The sequence below is a fragment of the Acidovorax sp. AC410 genome (assembly GCF_979253235.1).
This window is the reverse complement of the sequence record NZ_CEEDCG010000001.1, coordinates 4,430,138-4,455,856: the sequence shown is the minus strand read 5'-3', so window position 1 is coordinate 4,455,856 and position 25,719 is coordinate 4,430,138. Positions and strand designations below refer to the sequence as shown.

Genomic DNA, 25,719 nt, shown 5'->3' with positions numbered 1-25,719 from the left:
CCTGCGCCTGGCGCGTTGGCCAGGCAACCCAGGAGACCCCATGCACGACGACCGCCTACCGCACGCTCCCAGCCCGTGCCCTGCCTCTTGCGGGCAACAGGCCCGCAACGCCTTGCTCGCGCTCGGGCTTTCGGGCCTTGCATGGGGTGCGGCAGCGGCCCAGGTGGCGCCGTCCGAACTCGCCACCCTGCAGGCGCGCGTCCAGAAAACAGGCCTGGTGCGCGTGATGGTGACGCTGCCGCCCGGGGCATCTGGCACGCCGGTGGGCAGCAAGGCCGAGCGCCTGTACGCCGAGCTCGGCGCCTCGGCCTTTCCCACGGGCCGCTGGAGCAACGGCCTGGGGCAGATCGGCTTCTACACGGACCGCGCGGGCCTGGGCGTGCTCGCGGGCACCTCTGCGGCCCTCTCTTTCGGCCCTGACCCCACCGACAGGGGTCGGGGCCGCGCCCATGTCGCGGACGGAAGCCTGGACGCCATCGACGAGGCGCTGATCGCGACCCCCATGGTGGCGGTGGACATCGTGCTCAACACGGCCGAGCCCGCCTACACGCTGCAGAAGGACGGCAGCACCCGGTACGACGGCCCCTCGGACGAGGTCGGCGCCCTGGTCGACCAGTTGCTGGCCGAGCCTTTTGCGCGCGGCATCCAGGGCCTGGGCCGGCGCACGGGCGCGTCGCCCACGCCCGTCGTCAGCGCGCGGGTCGACCGCGAAGCCTTCTACGGCCTGCGCGACAGCGTCCACGTGCGCGCCATGCGGCTGCAGGGCTTTGCCGACCCACGCCCGGCGAACTGGCCCCAGGAGGCGCTTCAATTCGCAGACCAGCACGGCAGGGCCGAGATATCCATCCTGCTGCGCGGTGGTGCGCCGTACGCCACCGATGCCGCCTTCATGCCGGCAAAAGCGCATCGGCACCAGATGGACGCCCACACCCGGGCCCTGGCGGACATCCTGCAAGCCGCCGGCATGCAGATGCCCGCGAATGTCGACGAGACGGAAGCCCGCCTGGGCATGGTGACGGTGTTTGCATCGCCCAGCCAGATGAAGGCACTGTTCTCCCAGAGGGACCCGCGCATCCTCAGCATCGACCTGAACAAGGCGGTGGCGCGCATCCCCTGAAACCGCTCACCCGCGGCCTGCTGGAACCAGGGGGCCTGGCGGCGCTGGTGTTCAGGGCCTCTCGTGCAGGAACCAGGTGCCATGCCCCACCAGCCCCAGCGCATGGTGGCGCAGCGCGATGCCGGGCAGGGCCAGGGTGCAGGGCGCGGCCAGGTCGTGCTCGCGTGCCAGCGCCAGGGCGGTGTCGAAGTCCTCGGGTGGCTGGCGCACCGCGAATTCGAGCATGGTGCCGTAGTGGGCCCACAGCTCGGCGCCATGCTGCTCGCGCCAGCGGCGCAGCAGCGCGATGAAGCCGTCGGCGGGGCCGCGCTCCATGCCGTACCAGTGCAGGTAGGCCAGCGCTTCTTCGCTGTGGGGCGTGGGCAGCAGCACCAGCCAGGCGTTGTCGGGGTCGAAGCGCTCCTGCCTGCCGCGTTCGGGGTCGGCGGCGCCATGGGATGCTTCGAGCGCGGCCAGCCAGCGCTCGAAGCGCAGGCGGTCGCCCGCACAGTCGGCCCAGGCGGCGTCGAAGGCGGCCGCATCGGCAGGGACATCGGCCGCTGCCAGCTCACTGCGCCAGGCCTCCAACTGGTCTTCCTCATCCAGGGGGTACGAGCCCTCCACTAATTCGGTCAGCAGGTCTTCGGGATCGAAGCCGCGTGCGGTCGAGACAAAGGACCGGGGCGACACATCGTCGCGCGCCGCACCCTGCTCGTAGGGGAAGCGCATGAACAGATCGTCGGCCAGGGCCTCGGCGTCCGGTGCCTCGGTGCTCCCGGTCCAGGGGGTCGTCACCACGGGCCAGCGGCCACTGCCCTGCGCCACCAGCGCCCGCGCCGCCTGCCACAGCGCCTCGCGTTCCAGCACGGGCACCTGGGCCACCCAGGCGATCTCGCCGCTGGTCGCGCCCGCATGGCCTGGTACCGGCAGCGCCAGCCAGTCGAGTGCCGCCAGCGGCGTGCCCTGCAGGCGGGCCAACCAGGCATCGCGCGACTCCGTGGGGGTGCCCGCCACCAACGCGGGCGGTTCAGGCGCCGCCCCAGGTACAGGGACCGCACGGGTAGCCAGGGCCGCACGCCATGCGGCCACGGCCTGCCCATCGACGCCCACGGCCGGCGCCAGGCGGCCCGCGCACAGCAGCTGGCCCGTGGCAGGCACCACGGCCAGGTCGAGCAACCCTGTGGCAGCGGCCGGCGCATCGTGGGCCAGCCAGGCGGCGGCCACCTCGGTGGCGTCGCCCTCACGCCCCTGCCCTGCCAGCAGCAGCCAACTGGCCTGCCAGATGTTGTGCACCAGGTAGCCACCGGCAAAGCCCGTGGCGCGCAGGTAGCCGGCCATGGCGCGCGCAATGGCCAGGGTGTCCGTGGCCTCGGCCGCGGGCACAACATCGATCTGGCCGGCCGACTGCAGCTGCGCCAGCATGGCGGCCACCTCGTCCTCGGGCAGGCCCAGCGCGATCAGGTCGTCGGCCGTGGGCACGTCCGTGGCGTGCGATGCACCCCACTGCCGGGCGATGCGCGCCTTGAGCACCAGCTCCGCGTCCATGCAGAAGGTGCCAAAGGCCACATGCGGCCGCGGCTCACCGGCTGCGCCCTGGCGCTGCACCAGGGTGGCGAGGAAGTCGGGCGACCAGTTCTCGCCCGCCGGTGCCAGCTGCAGGCGGCCCGGCAAGGCCAGTGACTGCAGCAATTGCTCGGCCTGCTCGCCGGCCCAGTCGGCCAGTTGCGCGGTGTCCATAGCCTCCTGCTCGCCCACCGCAGGGCAAGCCTTGCCGGCCAGCAGGGCCACCAGGGGCAGCAGCCGCTGCACCTGCGTCACCAGCGCGCCATGCGCCGGCAGACGCCATGCGCCTTGCGGCTGCAGCAGCAGGCCCAGCGCAGCCAGGGCCTCGCTTGCGTGGCCGGCCACGGCGGCCAGCCGCGCGTTGGCCAGCAGTTCGTCCAGGGCGCTGTCCAGATGCCGGTCGTGCAGGTGCTGCGTGGTCAGTGTACTCAAGGGGCTTCCTCCTCCTGGCGCGGGAGTGTAAGACGCCAACCTGCGGCCAGGGACACCGGCCGACGGGCGAAAGGCCAGGGACGACCAACGGTGTGGCACTTGTCACAAGCTGTACACAAAGGCCGAAATCCATGCTGACACACCCTGGAGCAAAGATGCCCTGCACCACCTAAAATGCCCTGTTGCCCCCCATCCAGCCCGTGCGCGTCCTGCGCCCCTGGGGATGCGGTGGCCCAGACGCCCCCTACCGTCCGCATGGAACTGCCCAAACTCTCCCCCGGAAAACGCTTCACCCTGCCCCGCCCCGTGGGCAGCGCCGACTCGCTGCTGCTGGCCCGCCTGGCCGAGCGCGACAAGGCGGCAGGCCGCACCACCGCCATCGTCACGGCCGACGCCACCGATGCGCAGCGCCTCATCGAAGAAATGGCGTTTTTTGCGCCCACGCTGCGCTGCGCCCTGTTCCCGGACTGGGAGACGCTGCCCTACGACACCTTCTCGCCGCACCAGGATTTGATCAGCGAGCGCCTGGCCACGCTGTGGCGCATCAGCCAGAAGGACAAGGACACCGGGGCCGACGTGGTGCTGGTGCCCGCCACCACCGCGCTGTACCGGCTGGCACCGCCCTCCTTCCTGGCCGGCTACACCTTCCACTTCAAGGTCAAGCAAAAGCTCGACGAGGCCAAGTTCAAGGCCCAGCTCACGCTGGCCGGCTACAGCCATGTATCCCAGGTCGTGAGCCCCGGTGAGTACGCGGTGCGCGGCGGGCTGATCGACCTGTTCCCCATGGGCTCGCTGGTGCCGTTTCGGGTGGACCTGTTCGACAACGAGATCGACAGCATCCGCACCTTCGACCCCGACAGCCAGCGCAGCCTGTACCCCGTGCCCGAGGTGCGCCTCTTGCCCGGCCGCGAGTTCCCCATGGACGACGAGGCGCGCGCCAAGTTTCGCAGCCGCTGGCGCGAAATGCTCGAGGGCGACCCGACCAAGAGCCGCATCTACAAGGACATGGGCGCCGGCGTGGCCACGGCCGGCATCGAGTACTACCTGCCGCTGTTCTTCGATGAGACGGCCACCGTGTTCGACTACCTGGGCGGCGAAGCCACGGTGGTGCTGCACGGCGACCTGGAGCCCGCCTTCCAGCGCTTCTGGCAGGACACGAAAGACCGCTTTCGCCTGGTGCAGGGCGACCCCGAGCGCCCGACCTTGCCGCCCGAGGCGTTGTTCCTCTCGGCCGACCAGTTCTACACGCGCGCCAAGGAGCATGCGCAGCTGTCCATCCGCCCCGGCGTGGAGGACGTGGATGACAACCCGCACTTCCACAAGCTCGGCGACCTGTCGGTGGTGCGCGGTGCCGAGGACCCGCTGGCCCGCCTGCACGCCCACATCCGCAACACGCAGCACCGCGTGCTACTGCTGGCCGAAAGCGCGGGCCGGCGCGAGAGCCTGCTCGACTTTCTGCGCGCCAGCGGGGTGAACCCACCGGCCTTCGACTCGCTGGCCGAGTTCCAGGGCGATGCCACCGAGAAGGTGGGCATTGCGACTGCCGGCCTCACGGTAGGCTTCAGCTGGATCGAAGACGGCATCGACTTCGTGACCGAAACCGAGCTGTTTGCCGCCGGCCCCACCACGCGCCGGCGCAAGAAGCAGGAGCAGGTGAGCGACGTCGAGGCGCTCATCAAGGACCTGGCCGAGCTCAACGTGGGCGACCCCGTGGTGCACAGCGCGCACGGCATCGGCCGCTACCGCGGCCTGGTCAACATGGATGTGGGCAACAAGAACCCCGACGGCTCGCCCGCCATGCAGGAGTTTTTGCACCTGGAGTACGCCGACAAGGCCGTGCTCTACGTGCCCGTGAGCCAGCTGCAGCTGATCAGCCGCTACACCGGCGTGAGCGCCGACGAGGCGCCGCTGCACAAGCTCGGTAGCGGCCAGTGGGAAAAGGCCAAGCGCAAGGCCGCCGAGCAGGTGCGCGACAGCGCGGCCGAGCTGCTCAACATCTATGCCCGCCGCGCGGCGCGCGAGGGCCATGCCTTCCGCTATAGCGCGCAGGACTACGAGACCTTTGCCAACGACTTCGGCTTCGAGGAGACGGCCGACCAGAACGCCGCCATCCACGCGGTGATCCAGGACATGATCAGCCCGCGCCCCATGGACCGCCTGGTCTGCGGCGACGTGGGCTTCGGCAAGACCGAGGTGGCCCTGCGCGCGGCCTTCGTCGCCGTCACGGGGGGCAAGCAGGTGGCCTTCCTCGCGCCCACCACGCTGTTGGCCGAGCAGCACTACCAGACGCTGGTGGACCGCTTCGGCAAGTGGCCGGTGAAGGTGGCCGAGGTCTCGCGCTTTCGCTCGGGCAAGGAGATCACCTCGGCCATCAAGGGCATCGGCGACGGCACGGTGGACATCGTGGTCGGCACGCACAAGCTGCTTTCCGAATCCACCAAATTCCACAACCTGGGCCTGCTCATCATCGACGAGGAACACCGCTTTGGCGTGCGCCACAAGGAACAGATGAAGGCCTTGCGCGCCGAGGTGGACGTGCTCACCCTCACGGCCACGCCCATCCCGCGCACGCTGGGCATGGCGCTCGAAGGCCTGCGCGACCTGTCGGTCATCGCCACCGCGCCGCAACGGCGTCTGGCGATCAAGACCTTTGTGCGCAACGAGGGCACCGGCGTGATCCGCGAGGCGGTGCTGCGCGAATTGAAGCGCGGCGGGCAGGTGTACTTCCTGCACAACGAGGTGGAGACCATCGAGAACCGCCGCCAGAAGCTCGAGGAGATATTGCCCGAGGCCCGCATCGCTGTGGCCCACGGCCAGATGCCCGAGCGTGAGCTCGAGCGCGTGATGCGCGACTTCGTGGCCCAGCGCTACAACATCCTCTTGTGCTCGACCATCATCGAGACCGGCATCGACGTGCCCACGGCCAACACCATCATCATGAGCCGCGCCGACAAGTTCGGCCTGGCGCAGTTGCACCAGTTGCGCGGCCGCGTGGGCCGCAGCCACCACCAGGCGTATGCCTACCTCATGGTGCCCGACACCGAGGGCCTGACCAAGAACGCCGCCCAGCGCCTGGACGCCATCCAGCAGATGGAGGAACTGGGCAGTGGCTTCTACCTGGCCATGCACGACCTGGAGATCCGCGGCGCCGGCGAGGTGCTGGGCGAGAACCAGAGCGGCAACATGCTGGAGGTGGGCTTCCAGCTGTACAACGAGATGCTCAACGAAGCCGTCAAGGCGCTCAAGGCCGGCAAGGAGCCGGATTTGCTGAGCCCCTTGAGCGTGACCACCGACATCAACCTGCACGCCCCTGCCCTGCTGCCCGACGACTACTGCGGCGACGTGCACCTGCGCCTGTCGTTCTACAAGAAGCTGGCCACGGCCAAGAACCCCGACCAGATCGACGGCCTGCTCGAAGAGATCGTGGACCGCTTCGGCAAGCTGCCGCCGCAGGCCCAGACTCTGATCGACGTACACCGCCTGCGCGTGCTGAGCCAGCCCTACGGCGTGGTGAAGGTCGATGCCGCACCCGGCGTCATCCACATCACCTTCAAGCCCCAGCCGCCCATCGACCCGATGCGCATCATCGAGCTGATCCAGAAGAACAAGCACATCAAGCTGGCAGGCAACGAGAAGCTGCGCATCGAGCGCGAGCTCAAGGACCCCAAGGACCGCGCGCAGATGGTGCGGGACATCTTGCGGTCGCTGGGGCAGCCGCAGGCGGCAACCGCCTGAATTTGCGTGTGGCGGGCGCATCTGGCACGATCCCTGCAAAGGTGTTGTTGACATGACCAGCCCCTCCGCCCCGCGCCCACCCCAGCTCTCGCCCAAGCTCCCCCAGCTGGCGGCCCAGGGCTTTGCGCTGCGCCACAGCCGCCAGGCGCACTACGAGTTCGACTGGCATGTACACGACTGCGCCATGCTGCTGTGGCCGCGCAAGGGCGCGCTGCAGAGCGCCTGGCAGAGTGAAGGCGCCCCAGGCCATGCCGGTTTCGACCAGACTCGCCTGGCACGCAGCCAGGCCATCCTGCTGCCCGTGGCCACCGCCCACCGCACCCAGTCCGCCACGCACCAGCAGGAGCATGGCGAGCTGTACCTGGCGCCCGAGATCGCGCGCGCCTGCAGTACCGGGCGGGGCGCCATCCGGCTCGACGCGGCGGCGCTGTCCATGCTCGATGCACTGCTGGCCCCGGCGCTCGATGCGCGCGCGGCCGAGCCCCTGGTGCTGGCTGTGGTGCAGCAGATTGCCCGGGCGCGCCCGCTCGATGTGGCCCGGCCACACTCGCCCGCGCGGCAGATGCTGGCGCGCTTTGCCCAGGCGCTGGACTGGAACGAGCCCCTGCCGGGCATCGACGCCATCGCCTGCGAGCTGGGCACCTCCACCCGCCAGCTGCAGCGCGCCTGCCAAGACGAATTCGGCCAGAGCCCCGTGGCCCTGCGCCGGCAGATGCTGGCCGCGCATGCGCGCCGCCTGCTGGCCACCGGCCTGCCGCTGGCGCAGGTGAGCGGGCAGCTGGGGTTTGCGACCAGCGGGCACCTCACGCGCCTCTTGAAGTCGATGGCGCACTGAACTACCCCCCACCTACGGCGGCGCATGTCGCAAATGGGATCACAGCCTGTCGCATCCTGGTTTTCCAGACCAGCCGCCCTTTCCTAGCATGGGACCTTCTTCGTGATGGAGTTCCCCATGCCCGCCTCGCCCGCCGTTTCCCGCCCCCGCAGGCTCGCCCTGCTGGCCCTTGCCGGCACCTGCTGCGCCCCGCTGCTCGCGCAGACGGCCGCCCCCTGGCCCGCCAAGCCCATCACCCTGGTCGTGCCCTTCCCGGCCGGCGGCGGCACCGACCTGGTGGTGCGCGCGCTGCAGCCCCGGCTGCAAAAGGAGCTGGGCCAGCCCCTCGTCATCGACAACCGCGCAGGCGCCGGCGGCACCCTGGGTTCGGCCCTGGCGGCCCGCTCCACGCCAGACGGCTACACCGCCGGCGTGGCCACCACCAGCACCCATGCGGTCAGCGTGAGCGTGTACCCCAAGCTGCCGTTCGACCCGGCCAAGGACTTCGCGTATGCCGGCTTCATCGGCACATCGCCCTACGTGCTGGCCACCACGGGCGCCCTGGGCAAGCCCGACACCAAGGCCCTGCTCGCCGCGCTCAAGGCCAAACCCGAGGGCTTCAGCTTCGCATCGGTGGGCGCGGGCACGGTGTCGCACCTGCTGGGCGAGCAGTTCAAGGGCGTCGCCAAGGTGCCGCTGGTGCACATTCCCTACCGCGGCGCAGCCCCGGCCTACACCGACCTGATCTCGGGCCAGGTGCAGCTGATGTTCGACAACCCCGCCGGCCTGGTGCCCTACATCCGCGCGGGCCGCATCCACGCCGTGGCCACCACGGCGCCGAATGCGCTGCTGGCGGGCGTGCCCACCTTCCAGCAGCAGGGCATGGCGGGGTTCGATCAGTCGCTGTGGTACGGCATCGTGTTCCCTGCGCAGACACCCAAGGCGGTGGTGGAGCGCTTCAACCAGGCACTCAACACCGTGCTGTCCGACCGCGCCGTGGCCGCCGAGCTGGCCGCGCTGGGCGTGAACGCCGCACCGGGCACGCCCGATGCGCTGCAGGCGGCTGTGGTGCGCGACACGGCCTACTGGGGCCGCATCGCCAAAGCCGTAGGAGCGCGCGTTGATTGAGCACAACCACCCCTTTCCCGCCTCGCTGCCCGAACCCGGCCAGGTCGTTCTGATCCGCGTCTTCGTCAACGGCCCGGGCGGCGGCAACCCCGTGCCGTTGGTGGCCGATGCGCGCGGCATGGATTCCGCGCAGATGCAGGACATCGCCCGCACCCACGGGCACGAGTCGGCCTTCGTGCTGCCCGCCGATGGCCCCGGCGCCGACTGGCGCCTGCGCTTTTTTGTGCCGCACCATGAGATGGAGATGTGCGGCCACGCCACCGTGGGCAGCCTGTGGGCGCTGCGCCTCTGGGGCGTGTGGACCACGCCTACGGCGTGCGTGCAGACGATGAGCGGCCTGGTGGACGTGGAGTGGGACGCGGCACGCCAGCGCGTGTGGATATCGCAGCCCGCCGTGCGCGAAGAGGTGCTGGACGCCAGCGCGGCCGCCCTGGTGGCCCGCACGCTGCGCCTTCACGACGCCACGCCCCGGCCCACCACCAACGCCGCCACCAGCCGCGTGAAGACCCTGGTGCCCCTGCCCGATGCCGCCGCGCTGCAGGCCCTGGCGCCGGACTTCGCAATCATGGAGTCCACCTGCGACGCCATCGCCTCCACCGGCCTGTACCCCTATGCGCTGGCCACCAATGGGCAGGCAGCGGCAGAGCCCACCGTCTTCGCGCGCCAGTTCCCGCGCAAATCCGGCTACCCGGAAGATGCGGCCACCGGCATTGCAGCGGCGGCACTTTGGGGGCATCTGGCAGCCTCCGGCACCATCGCAACAGGCAGCGCAACCGCGCCCGTGGTCTGCACCGTGCGCCAGGGCGATGCCATGGGCAGCCCCTCGGCCATTGCAGTGCGGCCGCGCTTCGATGCAGAGGGCACCGTGGCCGGCTGCTGGCTCAGCGGCGAAGTGGTAGGGGGCGCGGCATGAACCACAACACGCACACCACTCCCGAGGAGCGCCTCGCCGCCGCCGGCCTGGTGCTGCCACCCGCACCCCAGCCACGCGGCAGCTACGCGCCCTGCCATGTGCACGAGGTGGCGGGCCAGCACTGGGTGGCCGTAAGTGGCCAGACCAGCCGCATCGACGGCCAGGCCCTGGCCGGCATCTGCGAATCGGATGCCGACCTGCAGCCCGCGCGCCGCGCGGCCACCGTGGCCATGCTCAACACCCTGGCCGCACTGCGCACCGCCTGCGGTGGCGAGCTGGCCCGCGTGCGGCATGTGGTGCGCCTGCGCGGCTTCGTGCGTTCGGCACCCGGCTTTGGCGCACACCCTCGGGTGCTCGACGCCGCGTCGGACGTGTTGGCCATCGCCTTCCCGCAGCACGCGCTGCCGGCACGCAGTGCCCTGGGCGTGGCCAGCCTGCCCGATGGGGTGTGGGTGGAGCTGGAAATCGATGCGGTGATCGATCCCACCTGAACACGCCTGGGCACGGGAAGGCAACCCCCTCTGACCACCGGTACTCCAGTCACAGGTCGTCTTCCTTTGCTCGCATCTTAAATTTTGGGAAAATGTAATTTTCTCTCATAGAAGGAATTTTTAAACTACACTCCGTGCATACCAACCACCCATCACGCACAGGAGATAGACACCATGAGCCGCGAACAAGTCCTCAACGACTACCAGGAGTACGAAGCCCAGGGCCGCATCTGGGGCCAGGTGCCGCCCGAGCGCATCAGCAAGATCAAGTTCCCGCGCGCCGATGCGGCCACGGTGCAGCGCTACCTGGCGCTGCCGGACATGACGACCACGGTGTCCGACCTGCTGGACAGCTACGGCATCCGCGGCGTGGTGGCGGGCTCGTTCATCAAGCCGCTGATCGAAGGCAAGCGCATCGTGGGCACAGCGGTCACGCTGCGCTCCATGCCCGAGCGCAAGACGCCCACGCAGGGCACCATCGACAAGGACCCGATCAAGATGTCCACGCGCGAGATCTACTACCTCTCGGAGCCGGGCGACATCCTGGTGGCCGACTTCGGCGGCAACCTCGATGTGTCCAACATGGGTGGACAGTCGGCGCTGGTGGGCAAGACCTGCGGCTTTGCGGGCGCCATCGTCAACGGTGCGGTGCGCGACGTGCCAGCCATCCGCGAGATCGGCTTTCCCGTGTGGTCGGCCGGCGTCACGCCGATCACGGGTAAATTCCGCATGGAAGCGACCGAGATCAACGGCCCCGTGCGCCTGCACGACATCGTGGTCTACCCGGGCGACCTGATCGTGGCGGACGATTCGGGCATCTGCGTGGTGCCGGCCGAGCGCATCACCAGCCTGATCGACGAAGCCGAGAGCATCGGCGGCGCCGAGGACCGCATGCGCGAGCTGATCGTGAGCAAGGCCCCGATCTCCGAGCTGCGCCCGCTGTTCCGCAAGCGCTACGACTGACGGCACCCCACCAGAAGGCCGAGCCATGAACAACAAGAGACGAGACATGATTTCCCGCCGGGCATCGCTGGCGGCGCTGACTGCAGTGGCGGCCGTGGCCGCGGCTGGGGCGCTGGCGCCCATCGCCGCCACGGCGCAGCCGGCCTACCCCACCACCGCCGTGCGCCTGGTCGTGCCCTTCGCCGCCGCAGGCGGCACCGATTCGGTGGCCCGCGTGGTGGTGCAGGTGATGGGCACGCGCCTGGGCCAGCCTGTGGTGGTGGACAACCGCCCCGGTGCGGGCGGCAGCATCGGCACGCTGGCGGTGACCCAGGCCACACCCGACGGCCACACCCTGCTCCTGGGCAGCAACGGCACCATGGTGCTCAACCCCCTGCTGTACCCCCAGCTCAAGTACCAGGTGGACCGGGACCTGTTGCCCGTGGCCGGCATCGCGGCCGTGCCCTTCCTGGTGGCGGCCAACCCGCAGTTCGGCGCCACCGACCTCAAGGGCCTGCTGGCGGCGGCGAAACAGAAGGATGTGACCTTCGCCTCGCCCGGCAACGGCACCACCAACCACCTGGCGGGTGTGCTGCTGGGCAGCATGGCCGGCGTGAACCTGACCCACGTACCCTACCGCGGCACCTCGCCCGCAACCAACGACGTGGTGGGCGGCGTGGTCAACTTCCTGTCGGGCGACTTCGGCACGCTGCTGCCCATGGTCAACGCGGGCAAGCTGCGCGCGCTGGCCGTCACGGGCACGCAGCGTGTCTCCATCCTGCCCAACGTGCCCACCGTGGCCGAGACACTGCCGGGCTTCGACGCCACGGGCTGGTTCGGCGTGTTCGCCCCTAAGGGCACGCCGCAGGCGGTGGTGGACAAGCTCTCGGCCGAGTTCCTGCAGACCCTGAAGGACCCGCGCGTGGCGCAGCGCCTGCAGGAGTTGGGCGGCATGCCCATGCCGCTCAACGCCACGCAGCTCAAGGCCCTGATCGGCACCGAGACCGCCAAGTGGCAAAAGGTGATCAAGGACAACAAGGTCACGGCCGACGCGCTGCAGTGACGGCCGGCCCATCCTCCTGAGCCCCGGCACCGGCCGACCATGCGTCGGCCGGTGCCGCTGTGTTTTTTTGCTGCAAAATCGACGGGACACACCTATGCCGACGCCACCCTCGATCCAGCCGCGCACCGCTGCGGCACGCACCACCCCCGCCAAGCACGCCACCAAGGCCGCGCAGGCCACCCCCACCGAGCTGCCGCCAGCGGCCATGGGGGCCGCCCCGGAGGGCGAGGCCGGCGGCGCCAGCACCAGCGCGCTGGCACGCCTACTGCAGATCCTGGACCTGTTCTCGCTCACACGCACCACCATCCGCGTGGAAGAGGTGGTGCAGGCCTTCGACATCGTGCAGTCCACCGCCTACCGCTACCTGCGCGAGCTGTGCGATGCGGGGCTGCTGGCCCAGCAGGGCAAGGGCGTGTATTCGCTGGGCCGGCGCATCGTGGAGCTGGAGCGGCTGCTGCAGCTGTCCGACCCGTTGCTGCTGGCCGGCAAGGGCGTGATGGACAGCCTGGTCGAGGAATCGCCCAACCGCTCCTTCCTGCTATGCGCCTACTACCGCGACGGCGCCCTGTGCGTCTACAAGGTGGGGCCCGATGAGATACGCCACGCCGGCACGGCCATGAAGATCCAGCGCGGGCGCGGCACACGGCTGCCGCTGTTCGTGGGCGCGGGCTCGCACGTGATCCTGGCGCACCTGCCGCCGCACCAGCTCAAGTCACTGTATCTGCTGCAGGCTCGCGAGATCGCCGAGGCAGGCCTGGGCCAGTCGTGGATGGAGTTTCGCGACCAGCTCTCGCAGATCCGCAAGCGCGGCTTTGCAGAAACCTTCGGCAAGGTGAACCCCGGCATGCACAGCATCGCCGTGCCCGTGCTGCGCGACGATGGCAAGGTCATCGGCAGCGTACTCGCCCTGGGCTCGGCCGCACCTGCCAAGGCCGAGGAGGCGCGCCAGCTGGTGCCCCTGCTGCAGACCAAGGCCGAGGCCATCCAGCAGGCCCTGCCCGCCATCGACACCAACGGCAAGGACTGAGGCCGCGGCGCTTGCCGCCCCTCCCATCGCGCGGCAGCCCGCGCGCATTCATGCATTGACGCCCCCCGGGCCGACCCCTTTGCGCCCTGCGCCGGGGCGGCCTGCGCGCGCCGCTTTCCCTCCGAGGCCGCGGCCACCACGCCATGGCCGATCCGTATCCCGCGCCCCTTCCCCACCTCCATCGCGCCTGCCACCGCACGGCCTGGCGCGCCCCTCTTCGGGTATATACCTAGATCAAATAAATAATTAATTCTCGTATTTGGAGAAAACATGTTTTATTCTTTAGAGAGAATAATTTTGTTCTTTGTAGCGTGCGCTAGCGCCCCGGTCGGGGCCTGCGCGCTCCCCACCCAAGGCCATTCCCATGAAACGAGACACCCTCCTCCTGCTTGCCTGCGCAAGCCTTTGCGGCGCCGCGTCCGCGCAATCCTCGGTCACCATCTTCGGCATCGCGGACGTGATGCTCACGCGCGGCAACGGCTCGCTGGCGGGCAAGACGGCGCTGGCCTCGGGCGGGCTGCAGAGCTCGCGCGTGGGCTTTCGCGGGGTGGAGGATCTGGGCGGCGGCCTCAAGGCCAGCTTCCACCTGGAGGCGCAGTTCTTCCTCGACACGGGCGAGGGCCAGGCCACCAACACCAACAACCAGACCAGCGGCACCACCACTGCGCCAGCCGGCTCGCAGGGCCTGACCTTCGCGCGCCGCTCCACCGTGAGCCTGGAAGGGCCCTGGGGCGAGCTGCGCGCGGGGCGTGATTTTTCATCGCAGTACCGCAACCGGCTGGAGTTGGACCCGTACGCCAGCGCCGGTGTGGGCACCATCCAGCCCTTCATCGGCTCTCTCGGTGGGCCGGTGTCCACCCGGGCCTCGAACATGCTGGGCTACTACCTGCCGCGCGACCTGGGCGGCCTGTACGGCCAGTTCCAGGCCTACCTGGGCGAGAACGCCAGCAACCAGCCGGCCGACGACGGCACCGGCGTGAACATGCGCCTGGGCTACCAGTGGGGGCCACTCAACGTGTCGGCATCGGCCGCGCGCACCGAGTACGTGCAGGCCGCAGCCACCGGCGACATCCTCACCCAGAACCTGGGCGTCCACTACCAGCTCGGCCCCATGAAGCTGCTGACCGGCGTGTTCCGCGACGTGGTGTACCGCACCAACCAGCCCCTGCGCGGCAAGGGCTGGACGGCCGGCGGCATCTGGGCCGTGGGCGTGGGCGAGGTGAAGTTCGCGCTTTCGGAGTACGGCACCGACGCTCCGGGCCATCCCGAGGCACGCAAGCTCTCGCTGGGCTACGTGCATAACCTGTCCAAGCGCACAGCGCTGTACACCACCTGGGCGCGCGTCTCCAACTCGGGCGGTGCCAGCTTCTCGCTCAACGGCGCAGCCACCGGGCCGAATCGAAGCTCCACGGGGATGGACGTGGGCATCCGGCACCTGTTCTGAGCCACCGGCCGAGGCCCCTCCTCTGGTACAGGACTTGCATAACCTTTGCACTTGCGGCATACCTGCCGATGCCAGTCCATTCCAGTCCGGAGGAGTTCCCCATGCAACGCCGACACTTGATTGCCACCCTCGCCAGCGCCCTGGTTGCGCCAGCCGCCGCCCTCGCGCAAGGCGCTGCGCCCTACCCCGACCGCCCCGTCAAGGTCATCGTGGCCCTGCCCGCCGGCGGCAGCGCCGACATGATCGCGCGCGTGGTCACCCAGAAGATGGCGGCCGAGCTGGGCCAGCCCTTCGTGGTGGACAACAAGGCGGGCGCCTCCGGTCAGATCGGCACGCCGCTGGTATCGCGCGCCGCGCCCGACGGCTACACGCTGATGGTCTCGCCCGCGTCGTTCCTCACCACCAACAAGAGCATCTTCAAGACCCTGCCCTACGATCCCGAGGCGGACTTCGTGCCCGTCACCAAGTTCGTCAACCAGCCCATGGTGCTGGTGGTCAAGGACAAGCAGAAATTCCCCACCGTGGCCGCCGTGCTGGCCGCCGCCAAGGCCGCGCCGGGCAAGCTGACGTACGCCTCATCCGGTGACGGCAGCCCGCAGCACCTGGCGGGGCTGATGTTCACCACCCGCACGAAAACCGACCTGCTGCACGTGCCCTACAAAGGTGGCGCCCCCGCCATCAACGACGCTCTGGCCGGCACCGTGGACATGCTCTTCGCCGTGTTGCCCGAAGCCCTGCCCCACATCCAGTCGGGCAAGCTGCATGCCCTGGGGCTGATGGCTGCGCAGCGCACGACCACCCTGCCGCAAACCCCCACCATGGTCGAAGCCGGCGCGCCCGAGATGAACCTCTCCGCCTGGGTGGGGCTGCTGGCCCCGGCCAAGACACCCCAGCCCGTCATCGACCGGCTGCAGCGCGCCGCGCACGCCGCCCTGGCCGATGCCGACATCAAGGCCAAGCTGGCCGCCAGCGGCATGGAGGTGGCGCCCGGCACCAGCCAGCAGCTCAAGGACTCGATCACGCAGGAGATCAAGATCCATGCGGAACTGGTGAAGGCGGCGGGGCTGGTGCCGCAGTAGGGCCTTGGCATTGGCGGCTGCGTACATGCACCCGCAACGATAGCCGCGCGTCTTCCTTAGGCGCATGGCAGCGCCACGCTCAAGCAGCTGAGGAGATCTCACGCCCCTGAATCAGCCCGGCAAGCATGCCGATCGCAATGGATGCGATCCAGACATAGTAGCCAGGGAGAATCTCGTAGGAATACATTCCTGCGCTTCCCCCGGCCAATTGCTGACCGCTGCGCATGAACACGCAGGCGAAGAGCAGCGCAGCCATTGCCAAGCTCGCAGCGAGAATCCCACGCTGTTTCCCCAAGCTGATCCAGGCAAAGACAAGCAGTGGATTCGCTAGCCAGGAGATGTGACCCGCGACTCCAAATACCAACGCGTAGAAGCCCGATGTGGATGGGGGATCTTGCTGCTGGGCAAGGTGACGGAAAGCGGGCAGAAACAGGCTCACCGTGTACAGAGCGACGCTCGCAGCCATTGCGCCAACGGCAATTTGGCGACGTGAAAATTGAGTCACTGAACAAATCTCCGTACTTTTGACCATCCAATCGGCTTGCTGAAGGATCCACCGACACTGCTCAATGCCCCCCGAACCGCCCCACCTGCCGCAGCCCGCCGGCCAGGCTCCAGAGCGTGATGCACCAGCCATCGCAGCCCTCGCTGACCACCAGCCCCGGAAGGTCTGTTGCTCCATCGAGGTCGACAAAACTGGCCACCTTGGCGGGCACCTCGCCCTGGTAGGCGTAGCCGCTGCGGTCTTTCGTGAACACGTGGTGCCTGCGCGCGCGGTACTCGGCGGCGCTGTCCTGTACCAGCTCGCCGGGGACCACAATGGCCAGGCCCTGGCCGCCGGGCTTGTGTACCACCGTTGCGGCGGCCAGCTTCGACTGCTTCCTCACTGCCGCCCACTTGCGTGCGTCCGACTGCAGCAGGCCCTGGAGGGCCTGCACCTCGGGCGCGGTGATGCGGCGGGTGACCCACCGGGTCGTTTGCGGGGGCTGGGTGGAGAACAGCCGGTACTGCCGGGTGTCGGACCGGGAAGGTCCGCCCTGCACCGTGGCCCGGACCTCTTCCCACGGCTCGCCACCCGACGGGCCTTTGGGCACCTCGATCCGGCAGGGGTACTTCTCGCCGGTCTGCAGGGCGAACACCGGCCGGCCGGCGTTGCAGTGCCGCGCCAGCGCGCGCAGGTGGGCGGCATCGTCGGCACGGACCACGACAGCGCCCAGGTCGGGCGACAGCCAGGCAAAGAACAGGCCTGGGCGGTTGATGTGGCTTTCGCTCTCCTCCCCGGCGGCCGCGGGGCCCACCACGGCCAGGCCCAGAAGCAGCGCGGCCATTCGCTGACGCAACACCATGAAGAAACTCCCGACGGCAATGGACTTGGCATTCTGCATGCAAGCATGCCTGCCAGGCTTGGGCGAGCCCGTCAGCGCGGCGGGGCGGTCATTGCTGGCGCAGCAATCGGGAGTAGCGCCACAGCCCCCAGACCACGCCCACGGCCAGTCCAATGGCCACGCTCCAGCCCACCGGCACCCCAAAAACGAAGGCCAGCAGCAGCATCAACCCGGCGCTGACCAGCGAGATCAGCACCAGCGTGACGAAATCGAAGTGGGCCACGGCCAGCGTGTCCTCGGCAACGCTGCGCTCGCGGCCGCCGCGCTTGCTGCGCTGCGACCGGAACAACAGCACATCGACCACGAACTCGAAGAAGCCGACGACGATATCGACCAGGAAACTGAACATCGAAACGCTCCATTCGCGGTGGCACCGGGCCATCACCGCGCTCGCGGCGGCACAGCCCGGCCGGGGTGAACAGGCGGCGGGTTGCCGCGCCTGCTTGCAAGGCTGCCATCGTAGCGCCGGGCGCCGCGCCCTCGGCCGCCGAAAAAGGCCCTACACCTGATCGGTGAATCAGGGCGCCTGCACCTTGAGCGCGGCCACCACGGCGTCGAAGAACACGGTGGGGTTCACCGCGCCGCCACCACTGGGCTGCGGCTGTGCGCCCAGCACCATGGTGGACGCTTGCGTAAAACCACTGGCGGGATTGCCCCTGGCCAGTCCGGCAAAATCCGGCCCATGATCGCCCACGGCGCGGGCCACTTTCCCGGCTCCCTGGCCCCCTGCGATGGCTTTGGCTTGTTTGCATGAACCTCATCACCCTCTCCGAACTCAGCCCTGACAGCGTGGGCACGATCTGGCGCCTGGCCACCGAGCCCGACACAGAACTGCGGGGCCATGTCGCCTGGTCCTTCGAAGGCAACGGCATCCGCACGCGCACGACCTTCATCCAGGCCTTTCGCGACCTGGGCCTGGCGTTCACCGAGTTGCCCAACCTGCTCAAGACCGTAGAGCGCGCGTGCGACCTGGCCGGCTACCTCGACCCCTTCTACGACCTGTACGTGGTGCGCGAGTCCAACCACCAGCGGCTCGCAGAGTTCGCGGCTGCGTCGCAACGGCCCGTGATCAACGCCATGTCGGGCGCAGGCCATCCGTGCGAGGTGCTGACCGATGCGTACTACATCGACAGCACGCTCATGCCCATCCGCAAGGCGCGCATCTGCCTGTGGGGCCCCACCACCAACGTGCTGCGGTCCTGGCACCAGTTGGCCCAGGTGCTGGGGCTGCCGTGGCTGCACCATGTGTGCGACGCGCGCCTGCACGATCCCGCGCTGCCCGGCGTGTACTTTGCACCGGAGCCCCCCGGCCCCATGGACATCGTCATCACCGATGGGTGGCCGAGCGACGCCCAGGCACCGGGCAGGCCGCTCACGCTGGCCGACCTGGAGCGCATGGGCCACCCGGTGCTGCTGCCGACGCCGCCGTTTTCCATCGGTCGCGAACTGGCGTTCGACCCCGTGCGCTACCCGCGCTTTGCGGGCTACGGGCAAAAGCAGTTGCTGCTGCCGGTGCAGAAGGCGATCATCCGGCACCTGCTCGACGCCTGAGGGCCGCTGCCGAGGCCAGGCCGCCGCCTACTTCCCCGGCGCGGCAGCGATGACACGGGCGGCAAGCTCCACGAACTGCCCCAGGTCCACCGCATTGCGCTTGAACCAGAGCCGGCTGTTGTCGACCCGGTGCACGAGCACGATGTCCCGCGCCCGGTCGATCAGCATGAACTGGCCGCCGCTCCCGTCCGCCAGCACCAGCTGATTGCCGGGGAGGCGCCACGACGGAAATGCCACGAACGGCAGCCACCACATGTAGCCATAGCCGTTGCCGCCCCTGGCGGCGCTGTACGAGGTGGTGCTCTCGCGCAGCCAGGCGGACGGCACCACCTGGCGCCCTTTCCACTGGCCGTCGCGGCTTACCAGCAGGCCGATGCGCGCCAGGTCGCGCGCGGACAGGTACATCAGGTAGGCGGGGTGCTCCGAGCTGCGCTCGTACTCGAACTTCGTGTCCTGCGGGTAGCGGAAGTCCTCAAACTGCAAAGGCTCCGCCAGCTCGGTCTTGAGCGCCTCGAACACGTTCTTGCCCGTGCGGCGCTGGAAGATGGTGGCCAGCGCGTTGAAGTCCCAGTTGTTGTAGTACCAGTAGGTGCCGGGCGCATGGCTGCCGCGTTCGGGCCGCTGCTTCTTGGCCGAGGCCGTCTCGTAGGCGGCCTCGTGGTAGACCCCGGAACGCGACTGCAGCAGTTGCCGCACGGTGGCGGTCTGCTCCACGTCGGACAGCCCGCCCTTGTCCGTGATACCCAGGGACGCCAGGCTCTGGTCCAGGTCGATGGCGCCCGGGCCGACGTGCATGCCGTACAGGACACTGAGCACACTCTTGCGCACCGACGCGAGGTTCATCGGCCGGCGGATGTCGCCATAGGCATGCACCAGCACGCCGCGGTGCACCACGAGGTAGGCGTCCGAGCGCATCGCGTCGGCATAGTCGTCGGCCTGCTGGAGCTTGTCTGCCGACCACCCGCTCGGCTGCCCGCTGGTGGCCGGCGTGGCCCAGGCCGCACCAGGGAAGACGCCTTGCGCCCCGGCCGGCTGCGATGCCACTGCCGCGGCCGCAACCGGGGTGTCGGCCTGAACGGGTGCCCCGCCCATGGCGAGGGCGGCCAGGGCAGCGATGGCAGTGGTGCGCAGTCTGTTCAACATGGCAATGGCTCGGTTGCCGCCCTTCGCCGCTGCGGGGGCCAGCGCGGCAGAAGTTCGGTGGTGGGTTTCGGCCCATTCTGCCGCAGCTGCCAGCATGGGCGTTGCGCCTGCGCAGACGCGCCGCCATCGGCGAGAATTGGAAGCTCCGTTGCCAGCCCTCTCGCCCTCTCCCTTTCTGTTTTCCGATTGGTTCCAAGACCCGTGCGTCCATCCAAATGAAGGGTTTCATCCTCACGCGCAACTGGCGGGACACACCGGCGGGCACCGAAATCGAATACTGGCTGGCGACGGACGCCGGGCCGCTGAAGGTGCTGCTGACCGGCCAGACCTCGGTGGCCTTTGTCGAGGCGCGGCACAAGGGCACGGTGGATGCGCAGCTCATGGCCCTGCCTGACGTGGAGCTGCGCGCGCTGGAACTCAAGAGCTTTCAACAAGAGCCCGTGATCGGGGTCTATGCCAGGCACTTTCGCCAGCTGGGGCGCCTGGCAAGGTCGCTGCAGCAATTGGGCATCTCCCTGCTTGAAGCCGATGTACGCCCGCACGAGCGCTACCTGATGGAGCGCTTCATCACCGCCGGCGTGCTGGTGGAGGGCGGGCGCAACCAGAACGGCGCCCGCGTGGACTGCAGGCTGGCGCCTGCGCCCGACTACCGGCCGGCGTTGAAGGTCGTGTCGCTGGACATCGAGACCAGCCAGTACCAGGCGCTGTACTCCATTGCGCTCGACGGCATGGCCGAGCGCGTGGTGTACATGCTTGGCGAGCCTCCTTCCGAGCCAGCAGAACCCGCGGGCTTTGCGCTCATCTATTGCCCTACGCGCCAAGCCATGATCGAGCAGCTCAACGATTGGTTTGAGCGCAACGACCCGGACGTGCTCATCGGCTGGAACGTGATCCAGTTCGACCTGCACGTGCTGCAAAAGACCGCCGATGAATGCGCCACGCCGCTGCTGCTGGGCCGCGAGCGCCGGCCCATCGCCTGGCGCACGCACCCGGGCAAGCAGGGCTACCTCTTCGCGCCCATGCCCGGCCGCGTGGTCATCGACGGCATCGAGGCGCTGCGTGCCGCGGTGTGGAGCTTTGCTTCGTTCAGCCTGGAGAACGTGTCGCAGCAACTGCTCGGCGAGGGCAAGGAGATCGGCGACGAGTACGACAAGATGGCCGAGATCGAGCGGCGCTACCAGGAGGACAAGCCCGCGCTGGCCACCTACAACATCCGCGATTGCGAACTGGTGCTGCGCATCTTCGAGAAAACCAGGCTGCTGCAGTTTGCGATGGAACGCGCCCACACCACCGGCCTGCAGATGGACCACTTCGGCGGCTCCATCGCCGCGTTCAGCCACCACTATCTGCCGCGCATGCACCGCCTGGGCTACGTGGCGCCCAATGTGGGCGAGATAGAGGGCCAGTCCTCGCCCGGCGGCTACGTGATGGATTCGAAGCCCGGCTTCTACGACTCGGTGGTGGTGCTGGACTACAAGAGCCTGTACCCCTCGATCATCCGCACCTTCCTGGTCGACCCGGTGGGGTACGTGGAAGGCATGCACGCCAGCGATGCGGCGCCGCTCATCCAGGGCCCGCTGGGCACGCGCTTCTCGCGCGACAGGCACTGCCTGCCAGAGATCGTCACCACCCTCTGGCGCGCACGCGACGAGGCCAAGCGCGCGAAGAACGAGCCCCTGTCGCAGGCGCTCAAGCTGGTGATGAACTCCTTCGCCGGGGTGCTCGGGGCGTCGGAATGCCGCTTCTTCAACCCGCAGGTGATTTCGGCGATCACCCTGCGCGGCCATGAGATGGTCAAGCTCACCCGCGAGTTCGTTGAAAAGCGCGGCTACCAGGCGATCTACGGCGATACCGACTCCATTTTCATCTGGCTTGGGCGCACCCACACCAACGCAGAGGCGCATGCCGTGGCGGCGGACCTGGTCAGGGACATCAACGCCTGGTGGACACGCAGGCTGCGCGACGAACAGAACCTGGAGAACCACCTCGAAATCGAATTCGACACGCACTACAAGAAGTTCTTCATGCCCACCATCCGCGGCTCGGACGTGGGCAGCAAGAAGCGCTACGCCGGCCTGAGCGTGGACACCGAGGGCAAGGAGGAGATGGTCTACCGGGGTCTGGAGATGGCCCGCAGCGACTGGACGCCCCTGGCCCGGCAGTTTCAGGAGGGGCTGCTCTCGCGCGTGTTCCAGGGCGCGCCCTACCGCGAGTTCGTGGCCGACTACGCGCAGGCCACGCTGGCCGGCGACAAGGACGACCTGCTCGTCTACCGCAAGCGCCTGCGCCACCGCCTGGATGCCTACGTGGCCAACGTGCCGCCGCAGGTGCGCGCGGCGCGCATGGCCGACGAGTACAACGCCCGCATGGGCCGGCCCCAGCAGTACCAGAGCGGCGGCTGGATCCGCTACGTCATGACCCGCAATGGGCCGGAACCGCTGGAAGCGCGCCATTCGCCCATCGACTACGGGCACTACCTCACCAAGCAACTGCAGCCGATTGCCGACGCCATTCTGCAGCCGCTGGGCGAGAGCTTTGCCACGTTGACCTCGGCCCAGCAGGACCTTTTTTAGCCGGCGCTACTTGGGTACCACCGCCTGCAGGTAACCGTCCACCACGCTGCGCCACAAGATGGGCTGGGCATGGATGCCGTGCCCGCTGGCGCCGTACAGAGCATCGAAGGCCACAAAGCTGCCCTTGCCGCCTTCGGCCATGAACGCGTCGAAGTTCTTGCGGCTGTGGCGCAGCGCATAGAACGGGTCCTGGTCCCCATACAGCCAGAGCATGGGGCCTGGGAACGCCGCGCCGCGGCGGAACGCAACCGGGTTGATGGCGTCGGCATGCGTGCAACGATCCCCCACCCAGCCGCCCACGAAGTTCAGAACGCCCAGGAAGGGTGCCGCCGGGCGCGTGCCCGCATAGGCGACCGAGAGAACACCCCCGCGCGAGACGCCACCGATCAGCAGGCGCCGCAGGTCCACGTCGCTGCGCGTGCGCAGGTGCGCCAGCACGGCATCGAGGTCGGCCATGGCGCGCTCCAGGCCGGGCAGCGAGCGCTCGGGCCTGCAGGCGTAGCGCGAGCGGTCGGGCTCGAAGCCTTCGTCATAGAGCCCGTCGGACTTGCCGCGCCCGCGCCGCTGCGGAAACACCACCTGCCAGCCCTTGTCCGCAAAGTAGGCCCCCACCTCGGGGCTGGCCCAGGTGTAGGTGAACCATTCGGGCTTGTCCCCGTTGCCTGTGGAGCCGTGGTTGAACACCAGGGTGGGAAACGGCCCCGGGCCGGGCGGCCGGTAGACCACCATTTCCAGCGTCTGTGCGCGCCCGTTGTCGGACCAGGGCGTGGGCACGCGCTCGACGCTGCGCGCATAGGCCAAGGGCTTCTGGGTCAGCACACCGTAGCTGAGCAGTTGCGTCACGTTTTTCCACAGCGACATCTCCACGTCGCCGTCTTCGCGCAAGCGAAGCACCAGCGTGGCACCGGTGCGCAGGGGCATGTGCAGTTCGTTGTCGATGAACTTCGCTTCGCCCCGCTCGGTGACGCGCTGCGTGGCGCTGGCACCGGCGTACACCACGGTGGCGGCATCGGCCGACAGCTTCTCCACCGCCACCTTCACATCGCACTGCGCAAAGCGGCAGGCACTGCCGCGCCAGACTCCGCTCCATCGCAGCAGCCTGCGACCACCTTCCAGCGCAGCGTCAGGCGCCACCACGGCCACATCGGGGGGCAGCTCTGCGCTGGCGCTGGTTTCGGCGGGCACCGGGCGCATCTGCGCCGCCTCGAGGGGCAGTGCGGTTTGCGCAGCGGCAGCACCCGCAAGCAAGCCCAGCAGCACCGCTGCTGCTGCCAGGGCAGCGTTCCGTCCCGCCGCTCTAAAAAATCGACCATGCATTCTTCTGGCTCCTCAAGGACTCACAGGGTACCGGCTTACGACGGCACCCCGCACAGTGCCGCACGGGCCCCACGGGGACCAAGCCACGCAGGGGCCTCGTGTCATCCCGCGCGGTCGCCCCATCGGCGGGCAAGCTGCGCGCGCCACACCCATTCGCAGGCAGCCAGGCCACCCACAAACAGCGCCTCCCCCACCAGGTGGGCCATACCGAAACCGGTGGCGCTGTCGGCAAAGCGGACCGCCATGCCCACGCAGGCCAGCGCCCACGCGCCATTGGCCACCACCAGCACGGCGATGAGCGCCTGCGGCCTGCGGCGGCGCAGCGCCAGCGAGAAGGAGTAGCCGCCATACAGCAGGTTGGTGGCGCCGATGAACTGCAACAGCCCAGGCGGCAAGCCGTGCAAAGGAGCCAGCCAGGGCACCAGCAGCAGCACCGCGCTGCCAGCCAGCGCGGCGGCCATGCAGTCGATCCACAGCAGGTTCTTCACGGCCCCCATCGGCACCATCTGCGCCCAATCACGCCCGCTTCCACGCCGCATGGAACCCGAACGGCACCACCTGCGGCAAATGCAGCGTGGCCAGGCAGCGCATGCTGGCCGGGTCGATCACACCGATCACTGTGCCCTCGTCGCCCTCGGCCAGCGTGGGCACCAGCAGCACGCCATCGTCCTCGGCGGTGGAGCCGGGGCGCTCCACGAACAGGGGCTCCAGCTGCACGGCATGCTCGCGCTGCCAGGTGCCGGCGATGCGGCCGCCATCCAGGTCCAGCTTCACCGTGCGGTCGAACATGGGGGCCTTGCCTTCGGGGTCAAAGCCCGCAAACCAGGCATGGCGCGATTGCTGGCGGCCCCAGTAAGCGCCATGCACGGCGGGCAGCTCCACGCTGGCGCCTTCGACCAGCGGCCGGGGCTGCGCGTCGCTGCGGCCGGGCTCCAGCCGGTAGCGCTGCACACGGTGCTGCACGCCCACCGGCTGGCCGGCGCGCAGCCGGTCCAGGCGCAGCGCGCTGAAGATCTCGGGGCCATCGGTGGTACACAGGTCGAGCACCAGGGTGGCGGGCGTGCGCCCGTCCTGGCTGGGCTCGTCCCACGCCTGCACGGCATGGAAGCTGGCCATGGCCGGCACCGCCCAGCTGCGCACACTGCCATCGATGAGCGAGACGGCATCGATGCGCGAGCCCGTGGCCGCATTCCACTTGAAGCTGTCGATGAAGCCCTTGCCCGCCAGCGCCAGCTTGATGGCATTGACCCGCATGGCCGGCTGCCACACGATGGCGTGCGTGGGCGTCATCGCAAAGGCGTGCAGGTAACCGGCCTGCCGCACGGACCAGCGCCCCACCACCTCGCGCCGCCGGCTGCCCTGGACGATCTTGAACAGCTTGTAGGTGCATTTGGGGCCCATCTCCACGCCCACGTTCCAGTAGGTGCCCTGCGCGTCCGTGATGCCATGGGCCGACATCACGTGGACCACCTCGGCATCGTCATACACGATGCGCCCGGTGGTGGCCAGCGTGTCGGGGTCGAAGCTGGTGAGCAGCGGCGTCTCGGTCTGCGCCACCCACTGCGAGCCAATGCGCGCCATCACCACTGCCCCGTTGTCCGTCACGATGGGGTGGCGCAGGTTGCGCAGGCGCGAGAACAGCCCCGCCGGGTCGGCCGTGCCAAAGGCACTGCGCGCCGGCTTGCGCGCCGCCAGGCTCTCGCGCAGGTCATCGGTCTGCAGGTAGCGGCTGCGGTAGGTGGCGCTGGCGCCCCCCACGTCGCCCGGCGCCAGCCGCACCCGGTGCAGCATGGCCAGGCCATCGAACCAGTGCTCGTAACTGCCATGCGGCAGGTCCCACAACGCCGGGCCATTGAGCAGCAGGCTGCCGCCGATGAGCCACGGGGGGATCTGGCCGCGGATTTCGACCGGCGTGTCGGGGAGTTCGCGGGCGGTGGATTGGAGGCCGCGCAGGCGGCCCACCAGGGTGGATGGCGCTGGTGCTGCGGACTGGGTGGCGAGGGTCATGGGCTGTTGGTTGGAC

The 25,719-nt window shown here is 69.0% G+C and carries 21 protein-coding genes; 13 read left to right on the top strand and 8 right to left on the bottom strand.

The window, feature by feature from the left end:
* Positions 1–40: 40 nt before the first annotated feature.
* Entirely contained in the window at positions 41–1,117 is a 1,077-nt protein-coding gene (locus tag AC0IZS_RS20700; RefSeq protein WP_471637334.1) for a hypothetical protein, read from the top strand.
* A gap of 51 nt (positions 1,118–1,168) precedes the next feature.
* Here the strand turns inward: AC0IZS_RS20700 and AC0IZS_RS20695 are convergent, their stop codons facing one another.
* Entirely contained in the window at positions 1,169–3,091 is a 1,923-nt protein-coding gene (locus AC0IZS_RS20695) for a DUF4253 domain-containing protein (RefSeq protein ID WP_471637333.1), read from the bottom strand.
* A gap of 255 nt (positions 3,092–3,346) precedes the next feature.
* Here AC0IZS_RS20695 and mfd point away from each other — a divergent pair, with 255 nt between their 5' ends.
* The 10 genes from mfd (at position 3,347) to AC0IZS_RS20645 (ending at position 15,727) form a co-directional block, all read left to right on the top strand.
* Positions 3,347–6,826, top strand: a complete 3,480-nt coding sequence (gene mfd / locus AC0IZS_RS20690; protein WP_471637332.1) for a transcription-repair coupling factor — start codon at positions 3,347–3,349, stop codon at positions 6,824–6,826.
* A gap of 52 nt (positions 6,827–6,878) precedes the next feature.
* Positions 6,879–7,661: an AraC family transcriptional regulator gene (locus tag AC0IZS_RS20685; RefSeq protein ID WP_471637331.1), complete on the top strand. Its 783-nt coding sequence runs from the start codon at positions 6,879–6,881 to the stop codon at positions 7,659–7,661.
* 117 nt (positions 7,662–7,778) lie between these two features.
* The gene (locus AC0IZS_RS20680) at positions 7,779–8,768 is read left to right on the top strand and encodes a Bug family tripartite tricarboxylate transporter substrate binding protein (RefSeq protein ID WP_471637330.1); all 990 of its coding nucleotides are present in this window, start codon (positions 7,779–7,781) and stop codon (positions 8,766–8,768) included.
* Positions 8,761–9,681, top strand: coding sequence for a PhzF family phenazine biosynthesis protein (locus AC0IZS_RS20675; protein ID WP_471637329.1), 921 nt, complete (start codon positions 8,761–8,763; stop codon positions 9,679–9,681). The genes AC0IZS_RS20680 and AC0IZS_RS20675 overlap by 8 nt, the downstream gene beginning before the upstream one ends.
* Positions 9,678–10,172 (top strand): RidA family protein, encoded by a 495-nt coding sequence (locus tag AC0IZS_RS20670; RefSeq protein WP_471637328.1) that lies wholly within the window; start codon positions 9,678–9,680, stop codon positions 10,170–10,172. Before AC0IZS_RS20675 ends, AC0IZS_RS20670 begins: the two co-directional genes overlap by 4 nt.
* Before the next feature lie 174 nt (positions 10,173–10,346).
* Positions 10,347–11,135: an RraA family protein gene (locus AC0IZS_RS20665; RefSeq protein WP_057263621.1), complete on the top strand. Its 789-nt coding sequence runs from the start codon at positions 10,347–10,349 to the stop codon at positions 11,133–11,135.
* A gap of 46 nt (positions 11,136–11,181) precedes the next feature.
* On the top strand, positions 11,182–12,177 hold the full coding sequence (locus tag AC0IZS_RS20660) for a Bug family tripartite tricarboxylate transporter substrate binding protein (RefSeq protein ID WP_157421784.1): 996 nt from the start codon (positions 11,182–11,184) through the stop codon (positions 12,175–12,177).
* 94 nt (positions 12,178–12,271) lie between these two features.
* The gene (locus AC0IZS_RS20655; RefSeq protein ID WP_057263625.1) at positions 12,272–13,204 is read left to right on the top strand and encodes an IclR family transcriptional regulator; all 933 of its coding nucleotides are present in this window, start codon (positions 12,272–12,274) and stop codon (positions 13,202–13,204) included.
* A 364-nt stretch (positions 13,205–13,568) separates the two neighbouring features.
* The gene (locus tag AC0IZS_RS20650) at positions 13,569–14,648 is read left to right on the top strand and encodes a porin (RefSeq protein WP_057263627.1); all 1,080 of its coding nucleotides are present in this window, start codon (positions 13,569–13,571) and stop codon (positions 14,646–14,648) included.
* A 101-nt stretch (positions 14,649–14,749) separates the two neighbouring features.
* Entirely contained in the window at positions 14,750–15,727 is a 978-nt protein-coding gene (locus AC0IZS_RS20645) for a Bug family tripartite tricarboxylate transporter substrate binding protein (RefSeq protein WP_471637327.1), read from the top strand.
* A gap of 79 nt (positions 15,728–15,806) precedes the next feature.
* Here the strand turns inward: AC0IZS_RS20645 and AC0IZS_RS20640 are convergent, their stop codons facing one another.
* The 3 genes from AC0IZS_RS20640 to AC0IZS_RS20630 form a co-directional block, all read right to left on the bottom strand.
* Complete coding sequence (locus tag AC0IZS_RS20640; protein ID WP_471637326.1) at positions 15,807–16,259, bottom strand: hypothetical protein; 453 nt, start codon at positions 16,257–16,259, stop codon at positions 15,807–15,809.
* A gap of 34 nt (positions 16,260–16,293) precedes the next feature.
* Positions 16,294–17,055, bottom strand: a complete 762-nt coding sequence (locus AC0IZS_RS20635; RefSeq protein ID WP_471637325.1) for a hypothetical protein — start codon at positions 17,053–17,055, stop codon at positions 16,294–16,296.
* 106 nt (positions 17,056–17,161) lie between these two features.
* Complete coding sequence (locus AC0IZS_RS20630) at positions 17,162–17,461, bottom strand: hypothetical protein (protein WP_471637324.1); 300 nt, start codon at positions 17,459–17,461, stop codon at positions 17,162–17,164.
* Between the two features lie 401 nt (positions 17,462–17,862).
* Here AC0IZS_RS20630 and AC0IZS_RS20625 point away from each other — a divergent pair, with 401 nt between their 5' ends.
* Entirely contained in the window at positions 17,863–18,663 is an 801-nt protein-coding gene (locus tag AC0IZS_RS20625; protein WP_471637323.1) for an ornithine carbamoyltransferase, read from the top strand.
* Between the two features lie 27 nt (positions 18,664–18,690).
* On the opposite strand, the gene AC0IZS_RS20620 is transcribed toward AC0IZS_RS20625, so the two are convergent.
* Positions 18,691–19,806, bottom strand: a complete 1,116-nt coding sequence (locus AC0IZS_RS20620; protein ID WP_471637322.1) for a serine hydrolase domain-containing protein — start codon at positions 19,804–19,806, stop codon at positions 18,691–18,693.
* A 215-nt stretch (positions 19,807–20,021) separates the two neighbouring features.
* Between AC0IZS_RS20620 and AC0IZS_RS20615 the strand changes: the two genes are divergently transcribed.
* Positions 20,022–22,379 carry a DNA polymerase II gene (locus tag AC0IZS_RS20615; protein WP_471637321.1) on the top strand — a complete coding sequence of 786 codons (2,358 nt, stop codon included), beginning with the start codon at positions 20,022–20,024 and terminating at the stop codon, positions 22,377–22,379.
* A gap of 6 nt (positions 22,380–22,385) precedes the next feature.
* On the opposite strand, the gene AC0IZS_RS20610 is transcribed toward AC0IZS_RS20615, so the two are convergent.
* From AC0IZS_RS20610 to AC0IZS_RS20600, 3 genes are all read right to left on the bottom strand, one after another.
* The gene (locus AC0IZS_RS20610) at positions 22,386–23,696 is read right to left on the bottom strand and encodes an alpha/beta hydrolase family protein (protein ID WP_471637320.1); all 1,311 of its coding nucleotides are present in this window, start codon (positions 23,694–23,696) and stop codon (positions 22,386–22,388) included.
* Positions 23,697–23,797: 101 nt separating this feature from the next.
* The gene (locus AC0IZS_RS20605) at positions 23,798–24,193 is read right to left on the bottom strand and encodes a hypothetical protein (RefSeq protein WP_471637319.1); all 396 of its coding nucleotides are present in this window, start codon (positions 24,191–24,193) and stop codon (positions 23,798–23,800) included.
* Positions 24,194–24,212: 19 nt separating this feature from the next.
* Positions 24,213–25,703, bottom strand: coding sequence for a carotenoid oxygenase family protein (locus AC0IZS_RS20600; RefSeq protein ID WP_471637318.1), 1,491 nt, complete (start codon positions 25,701–25,703; stop codon positions 24,213–24,215).
* Positions 25,704–25,719 lie beyond the last annotated feature (16 nt).

Excerpts from the sequence above, each read along its gene's own strand:
- AC0IZS_RS20700 (WP_471637334.1), top strand. The coding sequence starts at position 41 with ATGCACGACGACCGCCTACCGCACGCTCCCAGCCCGTGCCCTGCCTCT.
- mfd (WP_471637332.1), top strand. The coding sequence starts at position 3,347 with ATGGAACTGCCCAAACTCTCCCCCGGAAAACGCTTCACCCTGCCCCGC.
- AC0IZS_RS20685 (WP_471637331.1), top strand. The coding sequence starts at position 6,879 with ATGACCAGCCCCTCCGCCCCGCGCCCACCCCAGCTCTCGCCCAAGCTC.
- AC0IZS_RS20680 (WP_471637330.1), top strand. The coding sequence starts at position 7,779 with ATGCCCGCCTCGCCCGCCGTTTCCCGCCCCCGCAGGCTCGCCCTGCTG.
- AC0IZS_RS20670 (WP_471637328.1), top strand. The coding sequence starts at position 9,678 with ATGAACCACAACACGCACACCACTCCCGAGGAGCGCCTCGCCGCCGCC.
- AC0IZS_RS20665 (WP_057263621.1), top strand. The coding sequence starts at position 10,347 with ATGAGCCGCGAACAAGTCCTCAACGACTACCAGGAGTACGAAGCCCAG.
- AC0IZS_RS20660 (WP_157421784.1), top strand. The coding sequence starts at position 11,182 with ATGATTTCCCGCCGGGCATCGCTGGCGGCGCTGACTGCAGTGGCGGCC.
- AC0IZS_RS20655 (WP_057263625.1), top strand. The coding sequence starts at position 12,272 with ATGCCGACGCCACCCTCGATCCAGCCGCGCACCGCTGCGGCACGCACC.
- AC0IZS_RS20650 (WP_057263627.1), top strand. The coding sequence starts at position 13,569 with ATGAAACGAGACACCCTCCTCCTGCTTGCCTGCGCAAGCCTTTGCGGC.
- AC0IZS_RS20645 (WP_471637327.1), top strand. The coding sequence starts at position 14,750 with ATGCAACGCCGACACTTGATTGCCACCCTCGCCAGCGCCCTGGTTGCG.
- AC0IZS_RS20640 (WP_471637326.1), bottom strand. The coding sequence starts at position 16,259 with ATGGTCAAAAGTACGGAGATTTGTTCAGTGACTCAATTTTCACGTCGC.
- AC0IZS_RS20635 (WP_471637325.1), bottom strand. The coding sequence starts at position 17,055 with ATGGCCGCGCTGCTTCTGGGCCTGGCCGTGGTGGGCCCCGCGGCCGCC.
- AC0IZS_RS20630 (WP_471637324.1), bottom strand. The coding sequence starts at position 17,461 with ATGTTCAGTTTCCTGGTCGATATCGTCGTCGGCTTCTTCGAGTTCGTG.
- AC0IZS_RS20625 (WP_471637323.1), top strand. The coding sequence starts at position 17,863 with ATGAACCTCATCACCCTCTCCGAACTCAGCCCTGACAGCGTGGGCACG.
- AC0IZS_RS20620 (WP_471637322.1), bottom strand. The coding sequence starts at position 19,806 with ATGTTGAACAGACTGCGCACCACTGCCATCGCTGCCCTGGCCGCCCTC.
- AC0IZS_RS20615 (WP_471637321.1), top strand. The coding sequence starts at position 20,022 with ATGAAGGGTTTCATCCTCACGCGCAACTGGCGGGACACACCGGCGGGC.
- AC0IZS_RS20610 (WP_471637320.1), bottom strand. The coding sequence starts at position 23,696 with ATGCATGGTCGATTTTTTAGAGCGGCGGGACGGAACGCTGCCCTGGCA.
- AC0IZS_RS20605 (WP_471637319.1), bottom strand. The coding sequence starts at position 24,193 with ATGGGGGCCGTGAAGAACCTGCTGTGGATCGACTGCATGGCCGCCGCG.
- AC0IZS_RS20600 (WP_471637318.1), bottom strand. The coding sequence starts at position 25,703 with ATGACCCTCGCCACCCAGTCCGCAGCACCAGCGCCATCCACCCTGGTG.